General features: G+C 58.4%; 18 protein-coding genes and 1 riboswitch. Of the genes, 6 read left to right on the forward strand and 12 right to left on the reverse strand.

The annotated features are described in order from the left end of the window. Nucleotides 1–680: 680 nt before the first annotated feature. Nucleotides 681–2,072 carry a beta strand repeat-containing protein gene (locus GOB81_RS04570; RefSeq protein WP_173569178.1) on the reverse strand — a complete coding sequence of 464 codons (1,392 nt, stop codon included), beginning with the start codon at nt 2,070–2,072 and terminating at the stop codon, nt 681–683. Nucleotides 2,073–2,375: 303 nt separating this feature from the next. Here GOB81_RS04570 and GOB81_RS04575 point away from each other — a divergent pair, with 303 nt between their 5' ends. Together GOB81_RS04575 and GOB81_RS04580 are read left to right on the forward strand one after the other, a co-directional pair. After that, nucleotides 2,376–3,437, forward strand: coding sequence for a class I SAM-dependent methyltransferase (locus tag GOB81_RS04575; protein ID WP_173569179.1), 1,062 nt, complete (start codon nt 2,376–2,378; stop codon nt 3,435–3,437). Continuing rightward, on the forward strand, nt 3,391–5,463 hold the full coding sequence (locus tag GOB81_RS04580) for a glycosyltransferase (RefSeq protein ID WP_173569180.1): 2,073 nt from the start codon (nt 3,391–3,393) through the stop codon (nt 5,461–5,463). Before GOB81_RS04575 ends, GOB81_RS04580 begins: the two co-directional genes overlap by 47 nt. A gap of 141 nt (nt 5,464–5,604) precedes the next feature. On the opposite strand, the gene GOB81_RS04585 is transcribed toward GOB81_RS04580, so the two are convergent. From GOB81_RS04585 to gcvT, 4 genes are all read right to left on the reverse strand, one after another. Then, nucleotides 5,605–5,997, reverse strand: a complete 393-nt coding sequence (locus GOB81_RS04585) for a helix-turn-helix transcriptional regulator (protein ID WP_173569181.1) — start codon at nt 5,995–5,997, stop codon at nt 5,605–5,607. A 50-nt stretch (nt 5,998–6,047) separates the two neighbouring features. After that, a complete protein-coding gene (gcvP, locus tag GOB81_RS04590) occupies nt 6,048–8,915 on the reverse strand; it encodes an aminomethyl-transferring glycine dehydrogenase (RefSeq protein WP_173569182.1) in 2,868 nt (955 codons plus the stop codon). 63 nt (nt 8,916–8,978) lie between these two features. After that, a complete protein-coding gene (gene gcvH, locus GOB81_RS04595) occupies nt 8,979–9,344 on the reverse strand; it encodes a glycine cleavage system protein GcvH (protein WP_173569183.1) in 366 nt (121 codons plus the stop codon). An 89-nt stretch (nt 9,345–9,433) separates the two neighbouring features. After that, nucleotides 9,434–10,567 carry a glycine cleavage system aminomethyltransferase GcvT gene (gene gcvT / locus GOB81_RS04600; protein WP_173569184.1) on the reverse strand — a complete coding sequence of 378 codons (1,134 nt, stop codon included), beginning with the start codon at nt 10,565–10,567 and terminating at the stop codon, nt 9,434–9,436. Between the two features lie 156 nt (nt 10,568–10,723). Next, nucleotides 10,724–10,812, reverse strand: a riboswitch (glycine riboswitch). 301 nt (nt 10,813–11,113) lie between these two features. On the opposite strand from gcvT, the gene speD reads away from it, so the two are divergent. Continuing rightward, complete coding sequence (speD, locus tag GOB81_RS04605) at nt 11,114–11,578, forward strand: adenosylmethionine decarboxylase (protein ID WP_173569185.1); 465 nt, start codon at nt 11,114–11,116, stop codon at nt 11,576–11,578. A 93-nt stretch (nt 11,579–11,671) separates the two neighbouring features. Continuing rightward, nucleotides 11,672–12,541 (forward strand): polyamine aminopropyltransferase, encoded by an 870-nt coding sequence (gene speE, locus GOB81_RS04610; RefSeq protein ID WP_173569186.1) that lies wholly within the window; start codon nt 11,672–11,674, stop codon nt 12,539–12,541. A gap of 722 nt (nt 12,542–13,263) precedes the next feature. On the opposite strand, the gene GOB81_RS04615 is transcribed toward speE, so the two are convergent. Continuing rightward, nucleotides 13,264–13,419, reverse strand: coding sequence for a hypothetical protein (locus GOB81_RS04615; RefSeq protein ID WP_173569187.1), 156 nt, complete (start codon nt 13,417–13,419; stop codon nt 13,264–13,266). A gap of 734 nt (nt 13,420–14,153) precedes the next feature. Between GOB81_RS04615 and GOB81_RS04620 the strand changes: the two genes are divergently transcribed. Both GOB81_RS04620 and GOB81_RS04625 read left to right on the forward strand, forming a co-directional pair. Next, nucleotides 14,154–15,659 carry an aldehyde dehydrogenase family protein gene (locus GOB81_RS04620; protein ID WP_242010045.1) on the forward strand — a complete coding sequence of 502 codons (1,506 nt, stop codon included), beginning with the start codon at nt 14,154–14,156 and terminating at the stop codon, nt 15,657–15,659. A gap of 78 nt (nt 15,660–15,737) precedes the next feature. After that, nucleotides 15,738–17,021 (forward strand): NAD(P)/FAD-dependent oxidoreductase, encoded by a 1,284-nt coding sequence (locus GOB81_RS04625; RefSeq protein WP_173569189.1) that lies wholly within the window; start codon nt 15,738–15,740, stop codon nt 17,019–17,021. A 15-nt stretch (nt 17,022–17,036) separates the two neighbouring features. Here GOB81_RS04625 and GOB81_RS04630 read toward each other — a convergent pair whose 3' ends face one another. The 6 genes from GOB81_RS04630 to GOB81_RS04655 form a co-directional block, all read right to left on the reverse strand. Continuing rightward, a complete protein-coding gene (locus tag GOB81_RS04630) occupies nt 17,037–17,684 on the reverse strand; it encodes a TetR/AcrR family transcriptional regulator (protein WP_242010046.1) in 648 nt (215 codons plus the stop codon). Between the two features lie 172 nt (nt 17,685–17,856). Continuing rightward, nucleotides 17,857–20,277 carry a tetratricopeptide repeat protein gene (locus GOB81_RS04635; RefSeq protein WP_173569191.1) on the reverse strand — a complete coding sequence of 807 codons (2,421 nt, stop codon included), beginning with the start codon at nt 20,275–20,277 and terminating at the stop codon, nt 17,857–17,859. A gap of 291 nt (nt 20,278–20,568) precedes the next feature. Continuing rightward, the gene (locus tag GOB81_RS04640; RefSeq protein ID WP_242010047.1) at nt 20,569–21,276 is read right to left on the reverse strand and encodes a MotE family protein; all 708 of its coding nucleotides are present in this window, start codon (nt 21,274–21,276) and stop codon (nt 20,569–20,571) included. A 52-nt stretch (nt 21,277–21,328) separates the two neighbouring features. Beyond that, the gene (locus GOB81_RS04645; RefSeq protein WP_173569193.1) at nt 21,329–21,895 is read right to left on the reverse strand and encodes a DUF6468 domain-containing protein; all 567 of its coding nucleotides are present in this window, start codon (nt 21,893–21,895) and stop codon (nt 21,329–21,331) included. A gap of 15 nt (nt 21,896–21,910) precedes the next feature. Further along, complete coding sequence (gene fliM, locus GOB81_RS04650; protein WP_173569194.1) at nt 21,911–23,029, reverse strand: flagellar motor switch protein FliM; 1,119 nt, start codon at nt 23,027–23,029, stop codon at nt 21,911–21,913. Then, nucleotides 23,026–23,499 carry a flagellar basal body-associated FliL family protein gene (locus GOB81_RS04655; RefSeq protein ID WP_173569195.1) on the reverse strand — a complete coding sequence of 158 codons (474 nt, stop codon included), beginning with the start codon at nt 23,497–23,499 and terminating at the stop codon, nt 23,026–23,028. Before GOB81_RS04655 ends, fliM begins: the two co-directional genes overlap by 4 nt. Nucleotides 23,500–23,506 lie beyond the last annotated feature (7 nt).

Raw genomic sequence — 23,506 nt, forward strand, 5'->3', positions numbered from 1 at the left:
TTCGACGATAAAGAGCGACAGTATTTTCTTCCGGCACCGGAGCAACTGGCTGGCTCACGGGAGACGGCTTTTTCCTGCGCCAGCGCGCAAGACCCGGATCGACCCTTCTCTGTACACGACGATAAAGACTACCGACTCCGTCCTGGGCAATAATGTCCCGTGCCCGATGCACCGCTGTCCGGACAGTCAAACCACCACCAATATGCCCGCGTCGCAGCATCCACACCGCACGGACCACACGACCGAGGCGTGAAAAACCACTCTGGTTCCACTCGAACATAAGATGCCGGATACGGTCGGCCTCCGCTGCGTGAGCCTCGGCCCGCATGCTATGCAGGATGGAAGTGACCCGATAACCCTCAAGCAGGGATTCGGCGTGCCGGAGGCGTTCTTCCTGAGTTTTTGGCGGCAATGGATCAGTCACGACAGGTCCGATGTGTTGTCATCTTCATGAAAAAAAAATCCTATCGTAAAAGACAGGCCATTACAGTCTGGTCATATGCAACCAGCAAAAATCTGTCCAACAACGAAGAGAATCGATATTCCAGGCTCACAGGGGGTTACAAGCGAATACCTGCTGAGTGAATAGAATACTCCGCCCCTTCTATCAAAAAGAGCCGAGACAAAAAAAAACCGAGCCATTTTCAGGCCCGGTTTTCTTCACTTGTTTGAGCCAGATCTTACCAGATCTGGAAGTCACCGGAGTTAAGGCTCGACACGTTATCGAACGTGATCGTGGTCTTGTCGTCCAGCGTGATCGTGGTGTTGCCGTTGGCGGTGGTCTGGCTCGTCAGAGAAGCCTGCAGGCTGCTGGACGAATAATTCAGAAGACCGACAGTGTTCCCCACGGAAGAGCTGAAATCAGTGATGACGTAGTTGCCACCAGCGAGGCCATCGCGGAACGCAAAGGTGTTAGCCGCGCCTGACCCACCGGTCATCGTGGCATCACCCACACCGGCAACAAGGGTGTCAGCACCCGTGCCACCGATGAAAACCTGCGAACCACTCACGCCCACGTTATTACCGAAGACGTGAACGCCCATAACCGACCCGGAGGCATCCAGCGTTTCATTGCCCGTAGTGGCAACGAAAAGCGTTTCACCCGTACCCGTGCCGTTGACCACAGCATCCAGACCACTGGCGCCATAGATCGTGCTCTGCGCCGCTGTAATGGTGCTGGTGCCCGTGCCGCCGATGAAGGTCAGCGAGCCGGAGACGCTGACATCGGCATTATCGGAACGCGCCACAAGTGCGTTTTCGCTTGCCGAAATCGTATCGGAAGATCCGCCGAGAACCGTGGACGTACCACCGTTCAGGGAGATCTTGTCAGCCGCGCCGCCCATGACCGTGGAACCGCTGCCAACCGTGACCGCGTTGTTACCACCGGACAGATCGTCGATGTACGACTCCTGACCCACTGTCACGAAGGAGCTGCCACCATACAGTGACACCGTCTGGTCTGCGGAGCAGCTGGTACCGTAGATCGTGTCGTTACCATACGAGTAGATCGTATTGGTGCCGTTGCTGACGTTGATGAAGTTATCACCCGTGCCCGCATTGATCGTGTTCTGACCTGCACCGGCGATGACAGTGTCATTTCCGGCGCCGGTGAACACATACCAGTCGCTTGCGTTAGACATCTGGTCGCCGGTGAACGCGTTGTTGCCTGTTCCGGCGACAAACGTGCCCGATGCGCTACCGACCTGAAGCTGAACGCCCTGCGTCGTGCCGCCTTCGACACTGACGTAGCTGGACGTCACGCCCGTCAGATCGATCTGTGTGTGAACGCTCGGCACAGCCTTTGCGTCCGTGGCCCCACCGAAAACGACGGCGTCCACGCCACCGGTCACGGAATAGGAGCCGGCCACAGTGGCGACGCCATAACCGATTGAGTTGCCGCTGAAAGCGGTGGATCCCGGCACCAGATTGATGCCGTTCACGCCGCCAATTTCGCCTTGGAGCGTGTTGCTAAAAGTAGTGACCAGCTGTCCGAGCTGATCACTTAATGCGCCGTCAACCGTGACGACGACCTGGGCTCCCGAAGACGCGCCCTGAACGGTAACTAATACCATTTCGTCAGTTCCCTTGTTGCACCCACACGATCCGTCGCAGCAACTCACGCGGGCAGCATTCAGTTACTGGAAGTTGTATTAAATGCACGTCATCCAAGCAACTAAAAACAACCCTGCTATCAAAAAAAAAGCGTGACAATCGACTGATCTGGATCATTCTTCCCGCGAAATCGCATCCGCAGCACTCATCATCCGACCTTGCATTTTGTTACACGGATGACGTAGCGCAGATAAGAAATATCAAAAGGCTTAACGCGCCATAAACTTATGGTGCAGCAAGTTACTAAAGGACAGGCCAATTAAATGAATGCAGGCAGCAACCAAACATCAACGGCATCCTGTTCTTTCTCTGTTCTTTCGACCCCCGATCTCAATGCTGCCTTCCTCCCTCCCTCTCCCGCGGGGGAAGATCTGGCCACATATGCCCACCTTCCCCTGCTGGCGACCGTCTTTCTCGCACGCAAGCCCCGCTGCGCCGCCTTTATCGCCACAGCCCCGAGCGTCCTCGCGCACGTACATACTCTTATCGCCACGCAGGATCTCGACACCCGCGTCCTGATTCTGGACGGCACAGCTCCCTTTCCGCCCTCTGCTGAACCGATCGATCTGCTTCACCTCGACGCAACGCGGATTGAAGACAGCGCCTCCGTCCTGGAATGGCTGAAGCCCCATCTTGCACCGGATGCCGTCCTTCTCCTGCACGGAACCGAAACAGCAGCAGGTAGCCCCCTCTGGAAGAGCCTTACCGCAAAGGGCGTTCATTTTCTGTTCCCTCATGAGGAGGGTCTGGGGATCGTCGCGCCCCTCAGCACGCCGCCAGCACTTCATCCTCTGCTTGGCCCAGAAGGCATCCGGCTTGATCCGTCGGCTCTCGGTCGGCTGCGCGCCCGATGCGCGCAACTGGGCCTGTTCTGGGCAAAAACCGCCCGTCTGAATGCAAACGACGCACAACAGACGGCTCTGAGGCAGCAGCAGCATGCCCTCGAATTATCATTGACGGAAACCCGGCTGGCCCTTTCCAACACGGAAGAGCGCGCCGCCCTGGGCACCCATCATGCCGCCGCCGCTCATACGGATGCCTCCCCGGAGATCGCCCGGCTGAAGGTGGAACTGGCTCTGGCCAATAGCCACATTGCGACGGTGCAGCAGAATCTGTCGGCAACGCGCGACTGGATCGCAACGACGACCCGCACCATTGATGAGCACAATCAGCACCTGACAACCTTCCGTCAGGAACTGGCCAGCCAGAACGAAGAAACGCAGACCATCGGTCCACATTCGGCCACTCGGGGCGAGTCCTTTCCGGCATTTTCTCCGGATGCGCCAGCAGGGCAGCAGCCGAAGCCCTTCCTCTCTTCTAGATGATGCGCCGCTCGCCCTTAACCTTTCCGCTCCTCCCGCTCTGAGCGAAATTGTCACGCCGCACCCTGTCACCGCCACCGTTCCCTCCAGCGCCCTGCGCCGCAATATCCTCTTCGTGAGCGGGGAACCCACGACACCGGGCACCCTCTATCGCTGCGACCGCAATGCCGCCGCCTGCGCTTTTACCGGCCACCAGACGCGCGTGCTCCCCTGCCCCGCCGTCGGACCCGATGACGTCGACTGGGCGGATATCATTGTTCTCTGGCGTGTCGAATACAGTGCCCATGTCTCTATCCTGATCCGTCTGGCCAAAGAAAAAGAGGCGACCGTCATTTTTGACGCCGACGATCTGGTATTCATCCCGGCTCTCGCCAGCGTCACGATTATCGACGGCATCCGCACGGTGGACTCCGCGACCGAGTCCCTGACGCACATCCTGTTCCAGAACATGCGTGGCACGATGGACCGGGCCGATGCGTGTTTCGGCACCACCGACGTGATGGCGTTCGAAATGGGCCGAATCCGCTCACCGGCCTTTACGCTGCCCAATATTTTCGATGCCGCCTGCCTGCGCAGAAGCCGTCGTGCCGTTCGCATCCTTGCAGCCGGACCTCAGGACGATCTTGTCCGGATCGGCTATGCCTCCGGGACGCGCACGCATCAGCGCGACTTCGCCGCCGTTGCCGACGTCCTTGCCCGTGTGATGCAGGCCCATCCGCACGTTCGCCTCGTCCTGTTCCGGGAGGCGGAAAACAAGCGACCGATCCTGCTGATGGACGAGTTTCCCGCGCTGGCCTCCGTTGCGGATCAGATCGAATGGCGCGACAAGGTGCCGCTCGAAGAACTGCCTGACGAGTTTGCCCGGTTCGACATCTCCATCGCCCCGCTGGAAGTCGGCAATGTGTTCTGTGAGGCCAAAAGCGAGATCAAATACCTGGAGGCCGCCCTCGCGGGCGTTCCCTCTGTTGTTTCGCCAACGGCTCCCTATCGTGCGTGCATCCGGGACGGGGTTACTGGCTTCCTCGCCGGAACCGAAGACGAATGGGAGGAAGCTCTCACGCGCCTCGTCACCGATCCCGCCCTCCGGAAACGCATGGCCCGCGATGCTCTGAATCAGGTCCTGTGGACATTCGGTGCCGAGCGTCAGGCCATGCTCTTCGAGAGCATCGTCATGTCTTTCGGGAAACCAGCAGCCTCAGCCCGCGCTACCGAACAGATCATAGCGCGCGGCCATTATCAGGGACGTGGCGTTCCGGTGGTGCCGGACAGCACAACCCTGTTCGCTCATGACGCCCTCGGGACGGCCGAGGTCACGGTCATCATCACCTCCCACAATTACAGCGATGTCATTCTGGAGGCGCTGGAATCGGTCCGCAATCAGACCCTGCTCACGCTCGATCTGATCGTGGTGGACGATGCCTCCACCGACAATTCCCAGGATCTCATCGTGGACTGGGCCCGCAAACATCATGCGCGCTTTAACCGCCTGCAGATTCTTGCCGCCGATACCAATGCCGGACTTGGAGGCGCCCGTAACATCGGCATCTCGGCGAGTGAGACGCCGTGGTTCCTGTCGCTTGATGCCGACAACCGGCTGACGCCCGAGGCCTGCACATCGCTGCTGGCAGCCAGCACACCTCTGACCGCCTACGTCTATCCGACCATCCGGCAATTCGGAGCAGCTCATGACCTGATGGGCGAGCGGTCCACACCGCCCATGCGTCTGAAAAATGCCAACACCATCGATGCCATGGCGCTGGTCGCCAAGTGGGCCTGGTCCGCTGCAGGCGGCTATTATGTGAAACGCGATGCAATGGGCTGGGAGGATTACGATCTCTGGTGCAGCCTGACCGAACTGGGTCTGACCGGCGTGCATCTCGCAAGACCCGTCGCGGAATATCGCATTCACAGCAATTCCATGACGAACAATGTCACTGAACGTCAGGCCCACAAGAAACGGGTGGTGACTTGCGTGAAAAATCGTCACCCCTGGCTCACGGTTCATCCGGAAGCACGCGGACGCTTCTAAAGATCCACAATCTTTGAAAGCGATGACGGCTTTTCCATCATGCGACTGACGGAAAAGCCTGCCGTCCGGTTTCCGTTCTGCCTATGTCGGCGTGAACTGACGGCAGGCACGAAGCTACGGAGCAAATGCCCCGGAAACCTCTTACGGCTCGTTTTTCGGCCGCCTGCGCCGCTTCAGCAAACGCACGATCGAACGCTGAACCGACAGTCGCTCGCCTACATCAAGACTTCGGTAAAGCCGCAGGAGATCGACTTCATCGATCGCAAGCTGAACCACAGCTTCCTGCGTGGCCATCCCGGTCAGAAAAACTTCTGGCGGCACCTGGAATAATTCCGCAAGCCGCGGCAGATACTCCCGCACGCGACCGTCGCGGTCAGTCTCCCAGTGAGCGATCGCACTGCGGGACAATCCCAAAGTGCGTGCCAGCTCAACCTGTGTCATCCCCGCGTACTGCCGTAACGCGCGAATACGTTGTCCCAGCGTGTCGTGACTACCCAGACTTGCGCCAAGATCCGAAGGCGCTTGTGTTGCCATTATATCTCCATCCCGAAAGACGCATCATTATGCACCCGTCGGGGTAAAACTTAGATATATGCAGAAAGTTCCGGACAGGAGCAGATCAAATTCCGGTCACCGTGGGCGTTATCGATCCGGCCGACAGGCGGCCAGTATTTCGTGAATGGCTCCACACCGGACGGGAAGCAACCTTCTGTCCGGGCATAAGGACGATCCCACTCCGCCACGACCAGATCGCGCGCCGTATGCGGTGCATGATGCAAAGCCGATCCCTCGACAGCGATTTTGCCATTCTCGATTGCCCGGATTTCCTCGCGGATCGCCAGCATCGCGTCACAGAACCGGTCAAGCTCGCGCTTGCCCTCGGATTCCGTCGGCTCGATCATGAACGTGCCCGCCACCGGGAAACTGACCGTCGGTGCATGGAAGCCGAAATCCACCAGACGCTTGGCGATGTCGTCGACACTCACGCCCGTCGCATCCTTGATCGGGCGCAGATCGACGATGCATTCATGAGCGACACGACCGTTCGCCCCGCGATAGAGGATCGGATAGGCATTGGCGAGGCGTGCCACGATGTAGTTCGAGTTCAGGATGGCCATCGTCGTCGCACGGGCCAGTCCTTCGTCGCCCATCAGACGGATATAGGCCCACGAAATCGGCAGGATCGACGCGGAGCCAAACGGTGCGGCGGAGACAGCATGATTCTCGCCGCGTTCCGGACGCCCCGGCAGGAAGGGCGCAAGATGCTCGCGCACCCCGATGGGTCCCATGCCCGGACCACCGCCGCCATGCGGGATGCAGAAGGTCTTGTGCAGGTTGAAGTGGCTGACATCCGCACCGTATTTTCCGGGCTGCGACAGCCCAACCTGTGCGTTCATGTTCGCGCCGTCGAGATAGACCTGACCGCCGGCCTCATGCACCAGCGAGCAGATGTCGCGCACTGATTCCTCGAACACACCATGTGTGGAAGGATAAGTGATCATGATCGCCGCCAGTGTGTCGGCGTGCTGCGCAACCTTCGCCTTCAGGTCGGCCATATCCACGTTGCCCTCATCGTCGCATTTCACCACGACGACTTTCATACCCGCCATCTGGGCAGAGGCCGGATTGGTGCCGTGGGCAGAGGCCGGAATCAGGCACACATCACGCTGCGGCTGGCCACGAGAGCGGTGCCAGCCACGAATGGCCAGCAGTCCCGCATATTCGCCCTGCGCGCCGGAGTTCGGCTGGAGCGAGACCGCGTCGTAACCACTGATCGCGCAGAGCCAGGACTGAAGATCACGGAACAGTTCCGCATAGCCCTCTGTCTGATCGGCTGGCGCGAACGGGTGCAGGTCGCAGAAGCCCGGCCATGTGATGGGCGTCATCTCGACCGTGGCGTTCAGCTTCATCGTGCAGGAGCCGAGCGGAATCATCGTGCGATCCAGCGCCAGATCCTTATCGGCAAGACGACGCAGGTAACGCAGCATGTCCGTCTCGGACCGATAGGAGGAGAAGACCGCCTGTTGCAGAAACGGTTTTTCCCGGCAAAGGCCATCGGGCACAGCGGAGGACAGACCCGGCATGGGATCGGCGGCGGCGGCCAGCGCATCGATCGGACAGGCGGGATCGAAGCAGCCCCAGATCGTCTCGATCACGTCCGGTGTCGTGGTTTCGTCGAGCGAAAGACCGATCACACCCTCTGCGGCGTGCCGGAAATTCATGCCCGCCGCAACGGCACGTTCGTGAATCGCCTCTGCATCTTGGGGCGGGACACGCACGGTCAGCGTATCGAACACCGCTTCCGTCTCGATCGTCACGCCAAGCGACCGCAGGCCGGACGCCAGAGCCGCCGTCAGGCCCGCGATACGCGCCGCGATGGCCTGCAAACCCTCCGGGCCATGATAGACCGCATACATTCCGGCAATGACCGCCAGAAGCACCTGCGCCGTGCAGATGTTCGATGTCGCCTTCTCGCGCCGGATATGCTGCTCGCGCGTCTGGAGCGCCAGACGGTAGGCGGGCTGCCCGGCGGAATCCACTGACACACCGACCAGACGGCCCGGCATGCTGCGCTTGTAGGCGTCACGCACGGCCATGTAGGCCGCGTGAGGGCCGCCAAAACCCATCGGCACGCCGAAACGCTGCATGGACCCAATGGCGATATCCGCCCCGAGTTCGCCGGGAGATTTCAGCAGGGTGAGCGCCAGCGGGTCCGCTCCCATGACCGCAATCGCACCCGCTTCATGCAGGGCTTCGATCTCTTCGCGCGGATCACGCACCGCCCCAGAACTGCCGGGGTAGGAGAAAAGCGCGCCGAACACGCGGGATGCGTCCAGATCCTGCTCCGGATCACCAACAACGATCTCGAACCCGAACGGTTCGGCGCGGGTCCGCAGAACGGCCAGCGTCTGCGGATGTGTGTCGGCATCGACAAAGAACAGGTTCGACTTGTTTTTCGCCACACGTTTGGCCAGCGCCATCGCTTCCGCTGCCGCCGTCGCCTCGTCCAGCAGGGAGGCGTTGGCGATATCGAGGCCGGTCAGTTCCACCACCAGCGTCTGGAAGTTCAGCAGCGCCTCAAGGCGACCCTGACTGATTTCCGGCTGATATGGGGTATAGGCCGTGTACCACGCAGGATTTTCCAGAATGTTCCGCTGGATCACGCCGGGAAGGACCGTGCCGTAATAGCCCTGACCGATCAGCGAGGTCATGACCCGGTTGCGTCCGGCAATCTCGCGCAGACGTGCCAGCACCTCGACCTCGGACCAGCCGCGCCCGATCCCCATCGGCTCTTTCGAACGGATGGATGCAGGCACCGTTTCCTCACGCAACGCTTCCTCGCTGGAAACGCCGACGGCTTCCAGCATGGCCGCGATTTCAGCCTCGCGCGGACCAATATGACGGGAAGCAAAAGCATCGGACGGTGGCAGGAGGCTGGACCAGGAAGGCACGGATATTCCCCGTATCAGAAAGAAGGTTTCAAAGTTCAGTGACCATCGGGAATACCCCCCGGATCAGCCGATCAGCGCGGCGTAGGCGTTTGCGTCCAGTAGGTCCGCCAGTTGTGCTTCCTTCGTCAGCTTCATCTTCAGCATCCAGCCTTTGCCTTCCGGATCGCTGCTAATGAGTTCAGGATTGCTCGCCAGATCCGGATTCCCCTCGACGATCACACCATCGACTGGCGCATACACGTCAGATGCCGCCTTGACGGATTCGACGACGGCGATGGAATCACCAAGTTGCACATCATTCGCCGAGACATTCAGTTCGAAAAACACGATCTCGCCCAGTTCTTCGGCGGCATGCTTCGTGATCCCGACGACCGCGACATCCCCCTCGACGCGCAGCCACTCATGTTCTTTCGTGAAATAAAGCGTCATCCCGCTCTCTCCGCAATGTCCGGAAGCCTGTTGCTTCGGTGTAAAAATGTTTTCCAGTCAGGAGAGTCCTGCACCGGATACAGCCAGTATCAGCGTTTGAAACCCGCAGGCACGAACGGCATCGATGCCACCGTCACCGGGATACGACGACCGCGCAGTTCCGCGAAAACTTTCGTGCCCACCGGGACATAAGCCGTTTCGACATACCCCATCGCGACGGGCGACTGGAGGGTCGGGCCAAACGCACCGGACGTCACCACGCCGATCGGGGAGCCGCCCTCGTTCGTGGCGAACAGTTCAGCGCCATGCCGCACCGGGGCGCGTCCCTCCGCCAGCAATCCGACACGACGGCGGCTCGCGCCCTTGTCCAGTTGGGTCAGAATAAGGTCGGAACCGGGGAAACCACCGGCGCGCGCGCCGCCATTGCGACGCACTTTCTGTATCGCCCATTCCAGCGCGCCTTCGACAGGCGAAGTCGTCTCGTCGAGATCGGAACCGTAGAGGCAAAGACCGGCTTCGAGCCGGAGACTGTCACGGGCGCCCAGGCCGATCGGCTTCACTTCCGGCTGATCCAGCAGGGCTCTGGCGACATGCTCCGCATCCGCCACCGGAACGCTGATCTCGAACCCGTCCTCGCCCGTATAGCCGGAGCGCGTGACGATCGCATCGGCACCCTCAAGCGTGCCGCTTCTGGCATCCATGAATTTCATGGTCGCGACGTCCGGCATCAGACGCCCCAGCGCGGTCTCGGCTGCCGGTCCCTGCAGTGCAAGCAACGCCCGGTCTTCCAGCGGCTCCACCGTGCAGTCGCCAGAAAGCTCGGCCTGCATCCGGGCAATGTCCTGCGCCTTGCAGGCAGCATTGATGACCACAAGGAACCACTGCCCCATGTTGACGATCATCAGGTCATCGAGAATGCCGCCTGCGTCGTTCGTCAGGAACCCGTAGCGCTGGCGACCGGCTTTCAGGCCCAGCACGTCAACCGGCACGATCCGTTCCAGCGCGAGAGCCACACGGGCCATGTCGCCATCGATCGGACGCAGAGCGACCTGCCCCATGTGGGAGACATCGAACAGACCCGCAGATGTCCGGGTGTGCTGGTGCTCGGTCATGATGCCGTCGGCATAGTGCAGCGGCATGGCATAACCGGCGAAAGGCACCATTCGGGCGCCACGTTCTTCATGCAGGGAAAAGAGGGGGGTGTGGAGAAGAGGCTCGCTCATCGGCAAGCCTCGACAGAACTAAGGATACACGGCACACACATCATAAGAACGCTCTCCAATTCCGGATAACCCGGTTTAGCCCAGCGCCCCTTCTGTCCGTTTGCCTGAGATCGCTATCCCGTCGGCGGGCGCTCAGGGCGCCACTCTCCAGAATGTCCTGTCACAGGGTCCTTTTGCCTGAGAGTTTCCAAGGGCGGTTGCTCCTTCGGCGCCGGTTCAGGACCGGTCTCTCCCACTGTGACACTTATTTGTCTCGCATTCCGACATGTCGCTGTCAAATAAATCTTTCGGCCATAAATGACCGTTTTTCGACAGTGCAGGCCGTCATTCCCAGTAATACTTTACTGTATGCACCCTTTTCGGGGTGTCATTGGATGATTCCTGATCCGAAATGTTTTCAGCCGGTTAGACCGCGATCATCAAAATATAACATTTCAATGCCAAAAATTTTCTTGCACCTCATCAATAAACGACCTATCCACCGCGCTTCTTGGCCCTAGGGGGCGGTTTCGCCCAACAGGCTGTCTACTGGTTTGGGGGTACGTCGTGAACGCACTTGCTCAACTGGGGATGGTCTCGGAACTCCCGAGCAATAACCAGACTTCTGCCATCGCTCCTTCTCACGAGGAAGAGCGCACGGACTATTTCGTCGAGCGGGACGGCGAGAGATTTGCCGGAACGCATCTTCTCATCGATCTGTGGGAAGCCGTGAATCTTGATGATCCGGCAAAGATCGACGCAACGCTGTGCGAAGCAGCCGTGGCCGCAGGCGCTACGATCCTGCATAGCCATTTCCACCATTTTTCTCCGAATGGTGGCGTTTCGGGTGTTGTGGTGCTGGCCGAAAGCCACATCTCCATCCACACATGGCCGGAGCGTGACTTCGCAGCTGTGGACATCTTCATGTGCGGTGCATGTGACCCGCATCTGTCGATTCCGGTGATGCAGCGCCTGTTCCAGGCACAGCGCGTGCTCGTCGACGAGCAACGTCGCGGTCGGACTGCGGTCTGACTCAAATCTTTCAGGTCTGACCAGTATTCGGCAGCAGGAATGGCTTGGTTATGAGCCAGCCCTGTTGCCGTTGCTGATATGTGGAGAGCTGCCATGTCTGCAGAATGGCTGAACGAAGGGCTGTACGACAGCTGGGGCCAACGTTTCCGTGTTCGCAAGGAACTGGCCCGCGTCAAAAGTCCTTTTCAGGACATCGTCGTTTTTGAAAGCGACTCACATGGTCGTGTGCTTATGCTCGACGGTGTCGTGCAGATCACCGAGGCGGACGAGTTCGTCTATCAGGAGATGCTGACGCACGTCCCGCTCTTCACGCACCCCGATCCGCGCCGCGTGCTGATCATCGGCGCTGGCGATGGTGGCGTGCTGCGGCGGGTGCTGGAACACAAGGCTGTCGAGAAAGCCGTCATGGTGGAAATCGACGGAGCTGTCATCGAACTTTCCAAGACGCACCTCCCGAAAATTGCGGGCGATGCATGGAACGACGCACGCGCCGACGTCATTGTCGGTGATGGCATCGCCTATGTTGCCGAAGCGCCGGACGCATCGTTCGATGTCATCATCGTCGACAGCACCGATCCGATCGGTGTGGGTGAAGTTCTCTTCACGGACTCGTTCTACGAGCACTGCGCCCGCATTCTTGGCCCCAACGGCCTGATTGTGAACCAGTGCGGTGTTCCGTTCATGCAGGCCGATGAATTGCATGAGACAAGTGTGCGTCGGGCAAAATTCTTCCCGCAGGTTTCAGCCTATGTCGCGGCTGTCCCGACTTATGTCGGCGGCTTCATGACTCTGGGCATTGCCTCCAAGGGCGAAGATCCGACCCACCAGGACGTCGCTCAAGTGCGGGCACGGGCGGAAAAAGCCGGTATTCTCGGCAATACGCAATACTGGACGCCGGAGATCCACATCGGCTCCTTCAATCTGCCGCCCTACATCGCGAAGCATCTGCCCGCAAAAGGCTGACGCTGTACACACGACTTCACGCTGCTTTGCCTTTTTCCAGCCGGGAACACGTTCCTCTGGCAGAAAAGGCAAAGCGTGCGTCGGAAGGATGGGATACGATTTTCACGATGTGAAGAACGTTTCCCCACATGCAACACCCGGCGACAGGCGACCGAATTCCGGTCTGCCTTCACCGGGGCTTCCCGCATCAGAATCATCATCGGCTTTTCTGCCTTCTGTATGCAGCAACCAGCGGTCCGCCGCCCCCTGAATTCATAAATCGCTTTTACAGAACGCTGCGTGGCGAAATTCCGAAAGAGTGGAACGGCTCTCCGCGCGAATGCTGACGAAAGCGCCTTCATGACGCCCGCTTCCCTGCTTCGGGAAAATCAATTTCCAGCTTGCCCCGAGCGGAACAAGCGCGCGGACATGAAATAACCTCCGAAAAATGGAAGGGTGTGCTTCACCCCATCCAATGGGGAATGACACCAAAAGGCTGTTTCAAAAGCTCTCTGGTGAGCATGACCGCTCTGAGGATGCGCGCGCCGGTATGGGGTGTTGAGCACTGAAGCGAAACAGTCATGCGGACCGTGAGCATCGGAGCGCGAAAAACGCGCGTCGGATCGCCCGCAGAGAGCTTTTGAAACAGCCTCTAAGACTGCACCCTTCCCTCTCTTCCCTCTCTTCCCTCTCTTCCCTCTCTTCCCTCTCTTCCCTCTCTTCCCTCTCTTCCCTCACAACGTTCACAGCGAGAGATCAAGCGCCACCACCGCGTTGATTGCATCCATTGAGACCGCCGCAGGCTTTGAGGCGTATGGGCCAAAGTTCATTAAATTTTCCACCAGCTTTCGGCAAAAACGACGGACCTTGATCCATGGGTGGTCGATCTTCTGCTTCATCAGAACATGCTGTTACCGAAGGATGGAAATGCGGCACTCGCCTCTTCAAAGGGCAGACAATGACCGATCAGCCCCATCATGTCCCACGTCCGGATAAGTTGAGTAGGTTGAGTTTTCGGAAGAGCGGTGAAACTGGACGGAGGGGACCGCTGGCTCCGTCCATGACAAACACGGAGATGATGGTGATGGGTTCACTTCCGCGTTTCTTCACCGTCAGGATTCCCCTCCATGCGGACAACGCGGCTTCTGCCGCAACAAGGTTCTTTCGGCTTCGACAAAGGACTGCGGCACAGATCCTTCAGTCCATCTGTGCCGACCGAAATACCGGCAGGAGCGGATAGCCAGTCTCCGGCACCCCAGCACATGCATAGTCAGGGGTGTCTGACCGGCAGGCTGCGCTGGCGATCCTGAGCTATCAACCTCCCTGAAACTTGAACATCCCAGCTTGCGATGGCCTCTACAACGCCATGCATCGAGTCATTCCCCGACTGAGCAACCCACGTTACGCAGAACATTTATTCTGACAAAATAAACGTAACTAACTAATAAATATACATTTTATTTTTAATTAAATGACACCAAGTGCCATATTCACAATCATGTGACCGACGATTTAGTTGCTGTTTTCCGCATGACCATATATCCGACGATATAGTTATAGCAGACCATATCGGTCCTGATTAGAGTCCCTCGCGTCCCAGGACGACCCGAAAACCAGACATATGGAGTCACCCATGTCGGTCACCCAGGAACCTCCCTTCAAACCCCGTTACGGCAATTATATCGGTGGTGAGTGGAAAGCGCCCGTAAAGGGCGAATACATGAAGAACATCTCGCCGGTGGACGGTCGCACGCTTTGCGAAGTTCCGCAGTCCACCAAGGAAGATGTCGAACTGGCGCTGGATGCCGCCCACAAGGCGTTCAAGGGCTGGGCGCATACCTCCATCACCGACCGGTCCAACATTCTCCTCAAGGCCGCCGACCGTATGGAGGCCAATCTCGACCTTCTGGCGCGCGCCGAGACGTGGGACAACGGCAAGCCGATCCGCGAAACGCTCAACGCCGACATCCCGCTGGCCATCGACCATTTCCGCTATTTCGCTGGCTGTCTCCGGGCTCAAGAAGGCGGCATTACCGATATCAATGACGATACGGTCGCCTACCATTTCCACGAACCTCTCGGTGTGGTCGGTCAGATCATTCCGTGGAATTTCCCGTTGCTGATGGGCTCATGGAAGCTGGCACCTGCTCTGGCGGCAGGCAACTGCGTCGTGATGAAACCTGCCGAGACGACTCCCGCCAGCATGCTGGTGCTGATGGAAATCATCGGCGACCTGTTCCCGGCTGGCACGCTGAACATCGTCAACGGCCTCGGGCGTGATGTTGGTGCGGCTCTGTCCAACAGCACGCGCATCGCCAAGATCGCCTTCACCGGTTCCACGCCGACCGGCAAGATGATCGCGCATGCGGCAGCGGAAAATCTGATCCCTGCCACGCTCGAACTGGGCGGCAAGTCTCCGAACATCTTCTTCGCCGACGTCATGGACCATGATGACGACTATCTCGACAAGGCGCTGGAAGGTTTCACCCTGTTCGCGCTCAATCAGGGCCAGATCTGCTCCTGCCCGAGCCGCGCGCTGGTTCACGAATCCATCTATGACAAGTTCATCGAACGCGTCATTCCGCGTGTGAAGGCCATCAGGCAGGGCAACCCGCTCGACCCCGAGACGATGATGGGCGCCCAGAACTCGCTCATGCAGCAGAACAAGATTCTGGAATATATCGACATCGGTCGCAACGAAGACAAAGCCCAGTTGCTTTCCGGTGGCGCCAGGCCAGATCTGGGCGCTCCCTTCAATGATGGTTTCTATGTCCAGCCGACCGTGTTCCGTGGTGACAACACCATGCGTATTTTCCGCGAGGAAATTTTTGGACCCGTCCTGACCGTCACGACCTTCAAGAACGAAGCCGAAGCGCTTGCCATCGCCAACGACACCGAATTCGGTCTAGGATCAGGCGTCTGGTCGCGCAACGGCAACATCTGTCACCGCGTTGCCAAGGGCCTTGAAGCTGGTCGCGTGTGGGTGAACTGCTATCATGTCTATCCGGCGGGAGCGGCCTTCGGCGGTTATAAAAAGTCCGGCATCGGGCGTGAAACCCACAAAATGGTCCTTGAACATTATCAGCAGACCAAGAACATTCTGACGAGCTACTCTGAAAAGAAGCTCGGTTTCTTTTGATGTGGCCGGGCGGGACCGTTTTATATCCCGCCCATCATATCTTGAGCCGACGTTTCCATGACGACCCCAGGAAGGGACATGAACAAAAAATCCGAAATCCTGATCGTTGGTGGTGGCGTCGCGGGCCTAGCCCTCGCCACTCGCCTTGGACAAACCATGGGTCGCCTGGGACAGGCCCGAATCACGCTGATCGACAAGAGCTTTTCCCATGTGTGGAAGCCGATGCTGCACTGTTTCGCGGCCGGCACGGCACAGAACGAAAACGATCGTATCAGCTTCATGGCTCAGGCCAGCCGCCATCATTTTGAGTTCTGGCCGGGTGAGGTCATCGGCCTCGACCGGGAGAAACGGCAGGCTGTTCTTGGTCCCTTTCACGCATCCGATGGCGCTCTGGTTCTCGAAGGCCGGACTGTCAATTATGATGCGCTGATCCTCTCGATCGGCAGTTGCGCCAATGATTTCCGTACGCCGGGTGTCGCGGAACATTGTCTCTTCATCGACAATCTGGTGGAGGCGAACGGCTTCAATGAGAAGTTCCGCATGGAGCTGCTCCGCGCCTATGACGGTGGTAACGAACTCGATATCGCCATTGTCGGAGGCGGTGCAACCGGCACGCAGCTTGCGGCGGAACTCCACAAGGCGCTCGAGATTGTCGGGCTGCACTCCTTCGCTCAGACACCACCATCCCTGAAGGTGACTCTGCTCGAAGCCGGACCGCGCATTCTTCCTGCATTTCCAGAAGCGGTGTCGGAGGCGGCGAAAAAGCAGCTCGAAAACATCAAGGTCGACGTGCGGACATCGGCAATGGTGTCAGGGGCCGACGAAACGGGCTTCAGCCTGAAAGACGGCACCCACATTCCCGCGAGGCTGCGCGTGTGGGCCGCAGGTGTGAAGGCGCCTGAGGTCACGACCGGTTTTGGGGGGCTGTCCCTCAGCCGCTCGGGGCAGATTCTCGTGCATCCCACCCTACAGTCGGTCGATGATCCGGCTATCTTCGCTGTGGGTGACTGTAGCTATATCGCGTCGGAACCGTTGCCGCCCACGGCGCAGGTCGCACGGCAGCAGGCTCACCATCTGGCGCGACATCTTCCCGGCTGGTTGCTCAACCAGCGAGAAATCCCGAGCTGTGTGTTCCGCAACAAGGGCGCCATTATCGCGCTTGGCGACTATAATGGATGGGGCACGCTGCCGGGGGGAACCGTGTTCGGCGGTGGAGCGCTAAAGGGCCTCACGGCCCGTCTTGGGCACGAGATGCTCTACCGGCAGCACCAGATCGAACTTTATGGCTGGTATCGCGGACTTATGTCGTGTCTCGCCGACTGGATCGATACGCTGGTGCGTCCGTCAGTGCGTCTCGACTGATAAGGGAAAGCCGGATCAGGACCGAAAACAGTCTCTCTGCAAGGCAAAAACATGCCGCAGGATGGACACCAGCCCGATCCGGCCCTTTACGCGAATCCACTCATCGACAGCGGTTCTGAAAGCCGCGATGCCTGACCTTGCGGCCACTCTGGCTGCAAGAGGCCGGTCATCGGAAAGCGGCAGGTGATCGAGAATCACGCTGGCGAGGCTTTCCTCCCACTGCGCATATTTCTGCAGGCTGACGGACCGTAGACCCGGTGTGCGCTCGATCAGCCGCACGAAAGCCAGTGCCTCTGCCCGAGTCTTTGCCATATGCGGGACGACGGCTTCCAGGGCGGCGCAGATAACATCCTGTACACACAGATCCGGACGACCTTCATCGACATGCGATGTCAGGATATCCGTCATTTTCTGCGTCCAGGCCGTCACGATATCAGCCTTCGTCGGAAAATGACGAAACAGCGTACGACGGGAAATACCGGCCGCTGCGGCAATCTCATCGACGGTTGTTTCTTCGAAGCCTTTTTCAGAAAGCAGCCGCATGGCCGCTTCAATCAGAGCTTCCTGAGTTTCCAGTCTTCGGGCCTCGCGCCGCGAGAGATTACCCCGGTCATCGGCAGGAACAGCGCGACGGGCGCGAAGGGGCGGTGTGGAAACAGACAAAAAAACTCCCATTCGCTCTATAAGGACGGATCTTCACCAGCGTCAGATACGCGATCAGTCAATTGAACATGCCTTAACATGTTCATCAGCAGGACCGCAGGCTCAATTTTACCTGATACCATGACGTGGGCAGCCACCGAACGGGAAGCCTGTTGCTGTTTAAAAAACAGTCTTATTGATTCAGGGCGCGTTTACGCAGATCTTCTTGTGGAGAGGTCACGAGCAGATCAAAGACATGCTGCCGCTCCGTCGTCATCCGCCGACCACCGATCCATTCCCGCAGACGATCGAGCGTTCCCCAGTCGTTTGCACGTGCCGCATCTGTTGCAAGCCTCACGGTGAGTTCCTGCTGATCGAGATTGAGGGCACCCGATTCCGGGATCTGCTTTGTGGCAAGACGACCCACGATCAGAACAGCGTCTGGCCATTTCCGCTGTTCCTCGAGAATCCTGCCCCGAAGATCCAGAGCGGCTTCGCTTTCATCCTGCGCCAGAAGCTGAAGAGCCTGATCGCGGCTTCCTTCACGGGCAAGCAAGCTCGCCTCGATAACCCGGCGCCGGGAAGCAAGCGTCGAATCCGCGCCCGGATCCTGTGTTTCTTCAAGAGCACGACGAGCCTGTCCCAACCGGTGCGCATCCATATCGGCCTGCGCCAGTTCAGCGCCCCACCCTGCCCTGCTGGCGTCATCGCCCGCAAGAGGCAACGCGTGCTCAAACGCCATCGCGGCTTTTCCCGGCAGCCCGAGAGCCTGGAATTTCGCACCCAGCCCCGCCAGAATCTGCCCCTTCACGGGACCATCGGGAATCTGGTCAATATGGCTCTGGATCATGGCGACCGCATCCACCAACTCTACGGGCTTGCCGGGCGCCTGCCCTGTAGTGCCGGCAAGATGCGCCAGAATATCCTGAATCTGCGGGGTCGTGGACGCCCGTTCCTCCGGGAAACGCTGTGTTTTCTCATCAACAGCCAGAAGAGCTTTCGGCCACTCGCCAGCCTGCATCAAGGCCCTGACAAGCGCGTCCCTGACTTCCTTTTCCGTCCCGGCCTGCCGTGCGGCAAAAAGCAGCCGCTCGTAACCGTTCGCCGCATCGGCAGGCGAGATCTGCCCAAGCGCGAGTTTCTGGGTCAGTACCTGCTCGACTCCCTGAGCAGCAGCAACAGGGTTCTTGTCGGCAGCAAGATGCGAAAACATCTTGAGGGCCTTTTCACGATCACCCTGATTTAATGTCAGGAATGCGCGGGCCAGATCATAGTCCTTCTCAGGAGGAAGCGGATCAAGGACGGCCTGATCTTCGTCGTTTCCGTAGCGCGCTATAAATGTCGCCGCCTCAGGACCAAGCTTTTTTCGCAAAGGCTCCGGGTAGCTCTTGAGATTTGAGAACCCCTGCGCCATGAGCGCCGCCGCCTTGTGAGGATCGCCTCCACTGCGCGCCAGATAAAGACCGCGCCAGAAAACACCATCCGCTCCTGCTTCGGAATTTCCCAGAGCCGAGGCGCCGTCCGTGTTTCCAGCCATCAACTGAGAAACGGCCTGAAGGAACGTCACGTTGGGCTGTATGGCCAGTTCCGGATTATCTTCAATTGCCGCACCAAGAATCGCATTCGCGCCCTTTGCGTCGCCCAGAGAAAAAGCAGCTCTGGCGGCGGAAAGGCGTGCCTCGGCACGTTGTTCGGGTGGCAACATGGCCGCCTGCGTCCAGCGGCGCCTGTAATCCTCACGCAAGGTGGCGGACGATAAAGATCGCAACCCGAGCCACGTCCAGTCTACCCGGTCATCCGCGACGTCTCCGGCCGCAGCAGAGGCAACAGGAATCCCGCCCTTCCCGACAGCATCCAGAAATGCGCCACCATTTCCCTTACGCACTTCGATCTGGTCGGCTTCGACCGCGAAGACGAGCCCCTGAACGGATGGCCAGATTTCGTAACCAAGCTTGTGGCGGCTTAGAACAGGTCCGGGAGCCTCATCTGAGGCCGTCGCAACCAGCAGGCGTACCCCGGTGGCCGGATCGGCAATTTCCACCACACGTCCCGGCTCCGGCAAAGGATAAAGAATGCCACCATCCTGCATTTGCGGCGCAGGAGAGGCACTGCGGGCAGCCTCACCTTCGGGACGAATGGCCAGTATCCATCCCCCTGGCTGCTTCAGCATTTCCAAAGGAAACTGACGATCGAAATGAAATGAGACAATGGTGGTGTTGCCCAGCGTCTGGACGGACGCCTTGGAAAAAGGATCACTCCCTGCCAGTGCGCTGGTATCCATCTGCGTCGCATGATCTGAGACGATGATGAAATCATCGCGGCTCCAGAAACCCGCCACGCCAACATTATCCCCCAACGGCAGGAAAATCTTGCTGATCGGCTGAGACGTATTTTGCTGCGTTGGAGGCGGAGTCACCGGCGGAGCGACTACATTACCATCGGTAGTCTGAGCAGTTCCGGCATTGACCGCAGGCGGCAAGCTTGTCTGCTGTTTCTGCTCTTTTTCGTCCTGACGCACGCCGATACGCTCAGCCTGCCAGCCTGCGGGAACCGCTCCCGGCTGGGCGGCAGAGGCGGCGGCAGGCGGCACAACCGTTGGTGCGGGTGCGACCAAAGATCTGGTTTTTCTCTGGCTCTTTCTCGTCGAGTGATGGGAAGCAGCAATCGTCGGCGTGTCAGAAGGTGCGGCGACAGAAGAAAGATTGTCATCCCCGGAATTGGCAGAAGAAGAAAAACTCTTACCTGTCTGTTCGGCATACGCAGAAATCGGCTGACTCAGACATGTCAAAAGCCAGAATGCCAAAGGAAGTCTAATCCGCACGCTTTATTCCCGCTCTGCAATACCGCATCTCAAAATTGGAATTCTTGTGCAATACCAAGAATTCCGGTTCAACAAGCAATCGGTTTAGCCGTTTGTCCCCAACCGCGCCACCGTCGGTTTCTTTGGAATCCCGGCGAGAAGCTGTGTCGCCATCATGGCGCGTTCGGGTAGCATACCCGCCAGAATGGCAGAAGCTTTTCTCGGATTCATTTTGATCATGACTGGAACCGACACCTGCAAATCCAGCACGTTAAAAATGGATGCCGCTTCCCGGGGTGACATGGCCTCATAAATCTTCACCAGCCGATCCACATCCGTGTCGCTCAGCTGCTGTTTCTGTTTAGCCTGCGTAGCGAGCGAAGACTGACTCTCAGAATATTTCTTCATCCGCTCGTCAAGAATCGCCTGAGAGGCTTCGATCGAACGCTTCAGGTCTTGCAGTTGCTGGCTTTCCTGCTCCAGCTGTTTCGTCCGCCCGGCAAGATCCTGCAACACAGCCTGCCGCGCTTCATCCACATGCGGATCAACATCAAGTTCTGGTTTATCCTGCTGACCAATACATTTGACGTCTCCCGAGCACGGAGCCTTACTGACCGCTGGCATGACGGGGTCCTGAGCCGCCGCATCAGTGGAAGATGGCTGAACAGCTCCTGCAGGCTGCGGAATATCTGCCACCGTCTGTTGCTTTGCAGTGGCAGATGCCTGTACCGCTGCGGCAGCACCTTCCGGCGTATTCGCCAACAACAGCGAACTTGTCAGAAGATATAGCTTTAGCGACAGCAATCCTCCCATCAGACAGGAGGAAAACTGGAATATGCGGGAAAAGGGCAGTTTCGGCATTCAGTTAGCTCATCCGCAGGGCTCGGATAAGATCCTGCTCCGCTGCTGTTCTTTGACGACGTTTTTGTTCGTATGAGCGACTTCCGTCCATGACCGGGCTGGCAGGAAGCGAAGGCAGAGAAGCACGTTCCGAGGTGGAAACGGACTCTGTTTCCCGACTACCCCACATTTCCACCGGCTCTGCCTGCTCGGAAAGCGGCATTTCGGCTTCTCGTCCCCCTGCGGTCGAAACTTCAGGAAGCACCTGTCGTCCCTCACGTATCACGCCCTCAAGACGACCAGCCAGCGCATCGGCGCGCTCCGCCAGCATCTCGAGTTCATTTTGCAGCATCTTGGACTGATCGATCATGCGGCTCAGCGAGCGCCCGCTGACATCTCCGGCGGTGCGAAGCTTTTCGATCCCCGATTCAGCCCTTTTGCCGCTCTCATCCAGGCGGCCGACGAGTTCAGCCAGTTCACGACGATCACGCCGCAAGATGGACAACGCCTTCCCCAGATGAATGCTATAAAAAATCCCCAGAACGAGAAGAAAACAAAGGGTTATTTCAATAATATACTGAGATACGGTCATGCCATCGCCTCAAATTCAGGAGTACAATTCCTCGGAGGACTGCAACATTTCCTTTGCAGCCAGCAGGTCATCTTCAATCCGGATTGCCATCTTGTCTTTCTTGCGCCCCGCCTTCCCCGAGAACAGCGGCACGGTTCCACACCGCAGCTCGATCGATGCACCGATTTCCTGATCCAGGATCAGCACTGAACCCGGCGCAAGGTTCGCCACATCAGAGAATTTCATCGTCTGCTCTGCCAGAACAGCATCCACCACCACGTCCGTATCCCGAAGATGATCACCAAGATTGGTTTCCCAAACCGAATCCCGGCCGAATTTTTCTCCCATGAACTGCTGCACAAGCAGATCCCGCACAGGCTCAAGAGTTGCATACGGCAGAAGCACGTCGATATTGCCGCCGCGATCATCCATTTCCACACGCATGCGTGTCAGGAAAACCGCGTTCGAACTGCGGCAGATCGCTGCGAAACGGGCATTCACTTCAAGACGCTCGAACTTGAAATTAACGGCGCAGATCGGATCAAACCCGATGCTGAGGTCCGACAGAATTACCTTCACCATCTTTTCGACCAGAGCACGTTCGATCGTCGTGTGAGGTCTGCCTTCAACATTGAGGGGACGAGGATTGCGTGCGCCCCCCAGCAGTACGTCCACGATCGAATAGGTCAGGGCCGAATCAATGACCATCAGCCCGTAATTTTCCCACTCCTCCGCCTTGAAGACCGCAAAGATGCAGGATGTCCGGGCCGAATTGAGATAATCGCCGAAACGGAGTGAATTAATGCCGTCCAGAGAAACATCGACGTTATCATTCGTGAAGTTCCGCAGGGAGGATGACACGACCCGCATGAGGCGGTCGAACACCACCTCCAGCATCGGCAACCGCTCATAGGTGACCAGACCGCTTCCTATGATGCGCTCAAGACCAGAAGTCGTCTCGACCGCCCCCTCCGACATGAACGGATTGCCCAGCATCCCGTCGATTTCGGCCTGATCCAGAACCTGCTCTGCGTCTCCGCCGCTACCCTGCTTCGCAGTCCCGCCCTGCGATCCAACTCTGCTTGGCTCGTTAAGACCAGATGTCGGAGCCGGTCGGGGGATGGAAGTGTTTGAGGTATTCTGTGTTTCACTCATTGGATCAGAAACTCGGTAAAGAGCAGATCTCTCACTTCAATGGGGGCCAGCTGAACGGTAATGCGGTCAAACAGAGCTTCCCGCAGACGATAAATGCCGTTCCCTCCCAGATCCGTCTGGGAACTTTCGTGCAGATAGGACTGAAAGATGTTCTGGATCTCCGGCATCATCGCCGTCACCTGTTGCGGGGTCGCACCACGAACCTGCAATTTCGCCGAGATCTTCACGAACACGGGCCGCCCCGACGTGCTGTCGAGGTTCGAAATCACCGTCGGAATATCGACGAGAAAGGGTTCCTCCTGAACAGCCGACACGGCCTTCTTCAGCGGCTGCGAAGCATGCTGCTTGTAATACCAGCCGCCTCCGCCCAGCAATGCGATACCAAGCACCGAGCCGACCAGTATGAGCAGCTTCTTCTTACTTTTGGGTGGCGGCGCCAGAACGCCAGCCGTCTCAGTTTCTTCCGCCATCCGTTCT

Source organism: Acetobacter conturbans (assembly GCF_011516755.1).
GTDB classification, from domain to species: domain Bacteria; phylum Pseudomonadota; class Alphaproteobacteria; order Acetobacterales; family Acetobacteraceae; genus Acetobacter; species Acetobacter conturbans.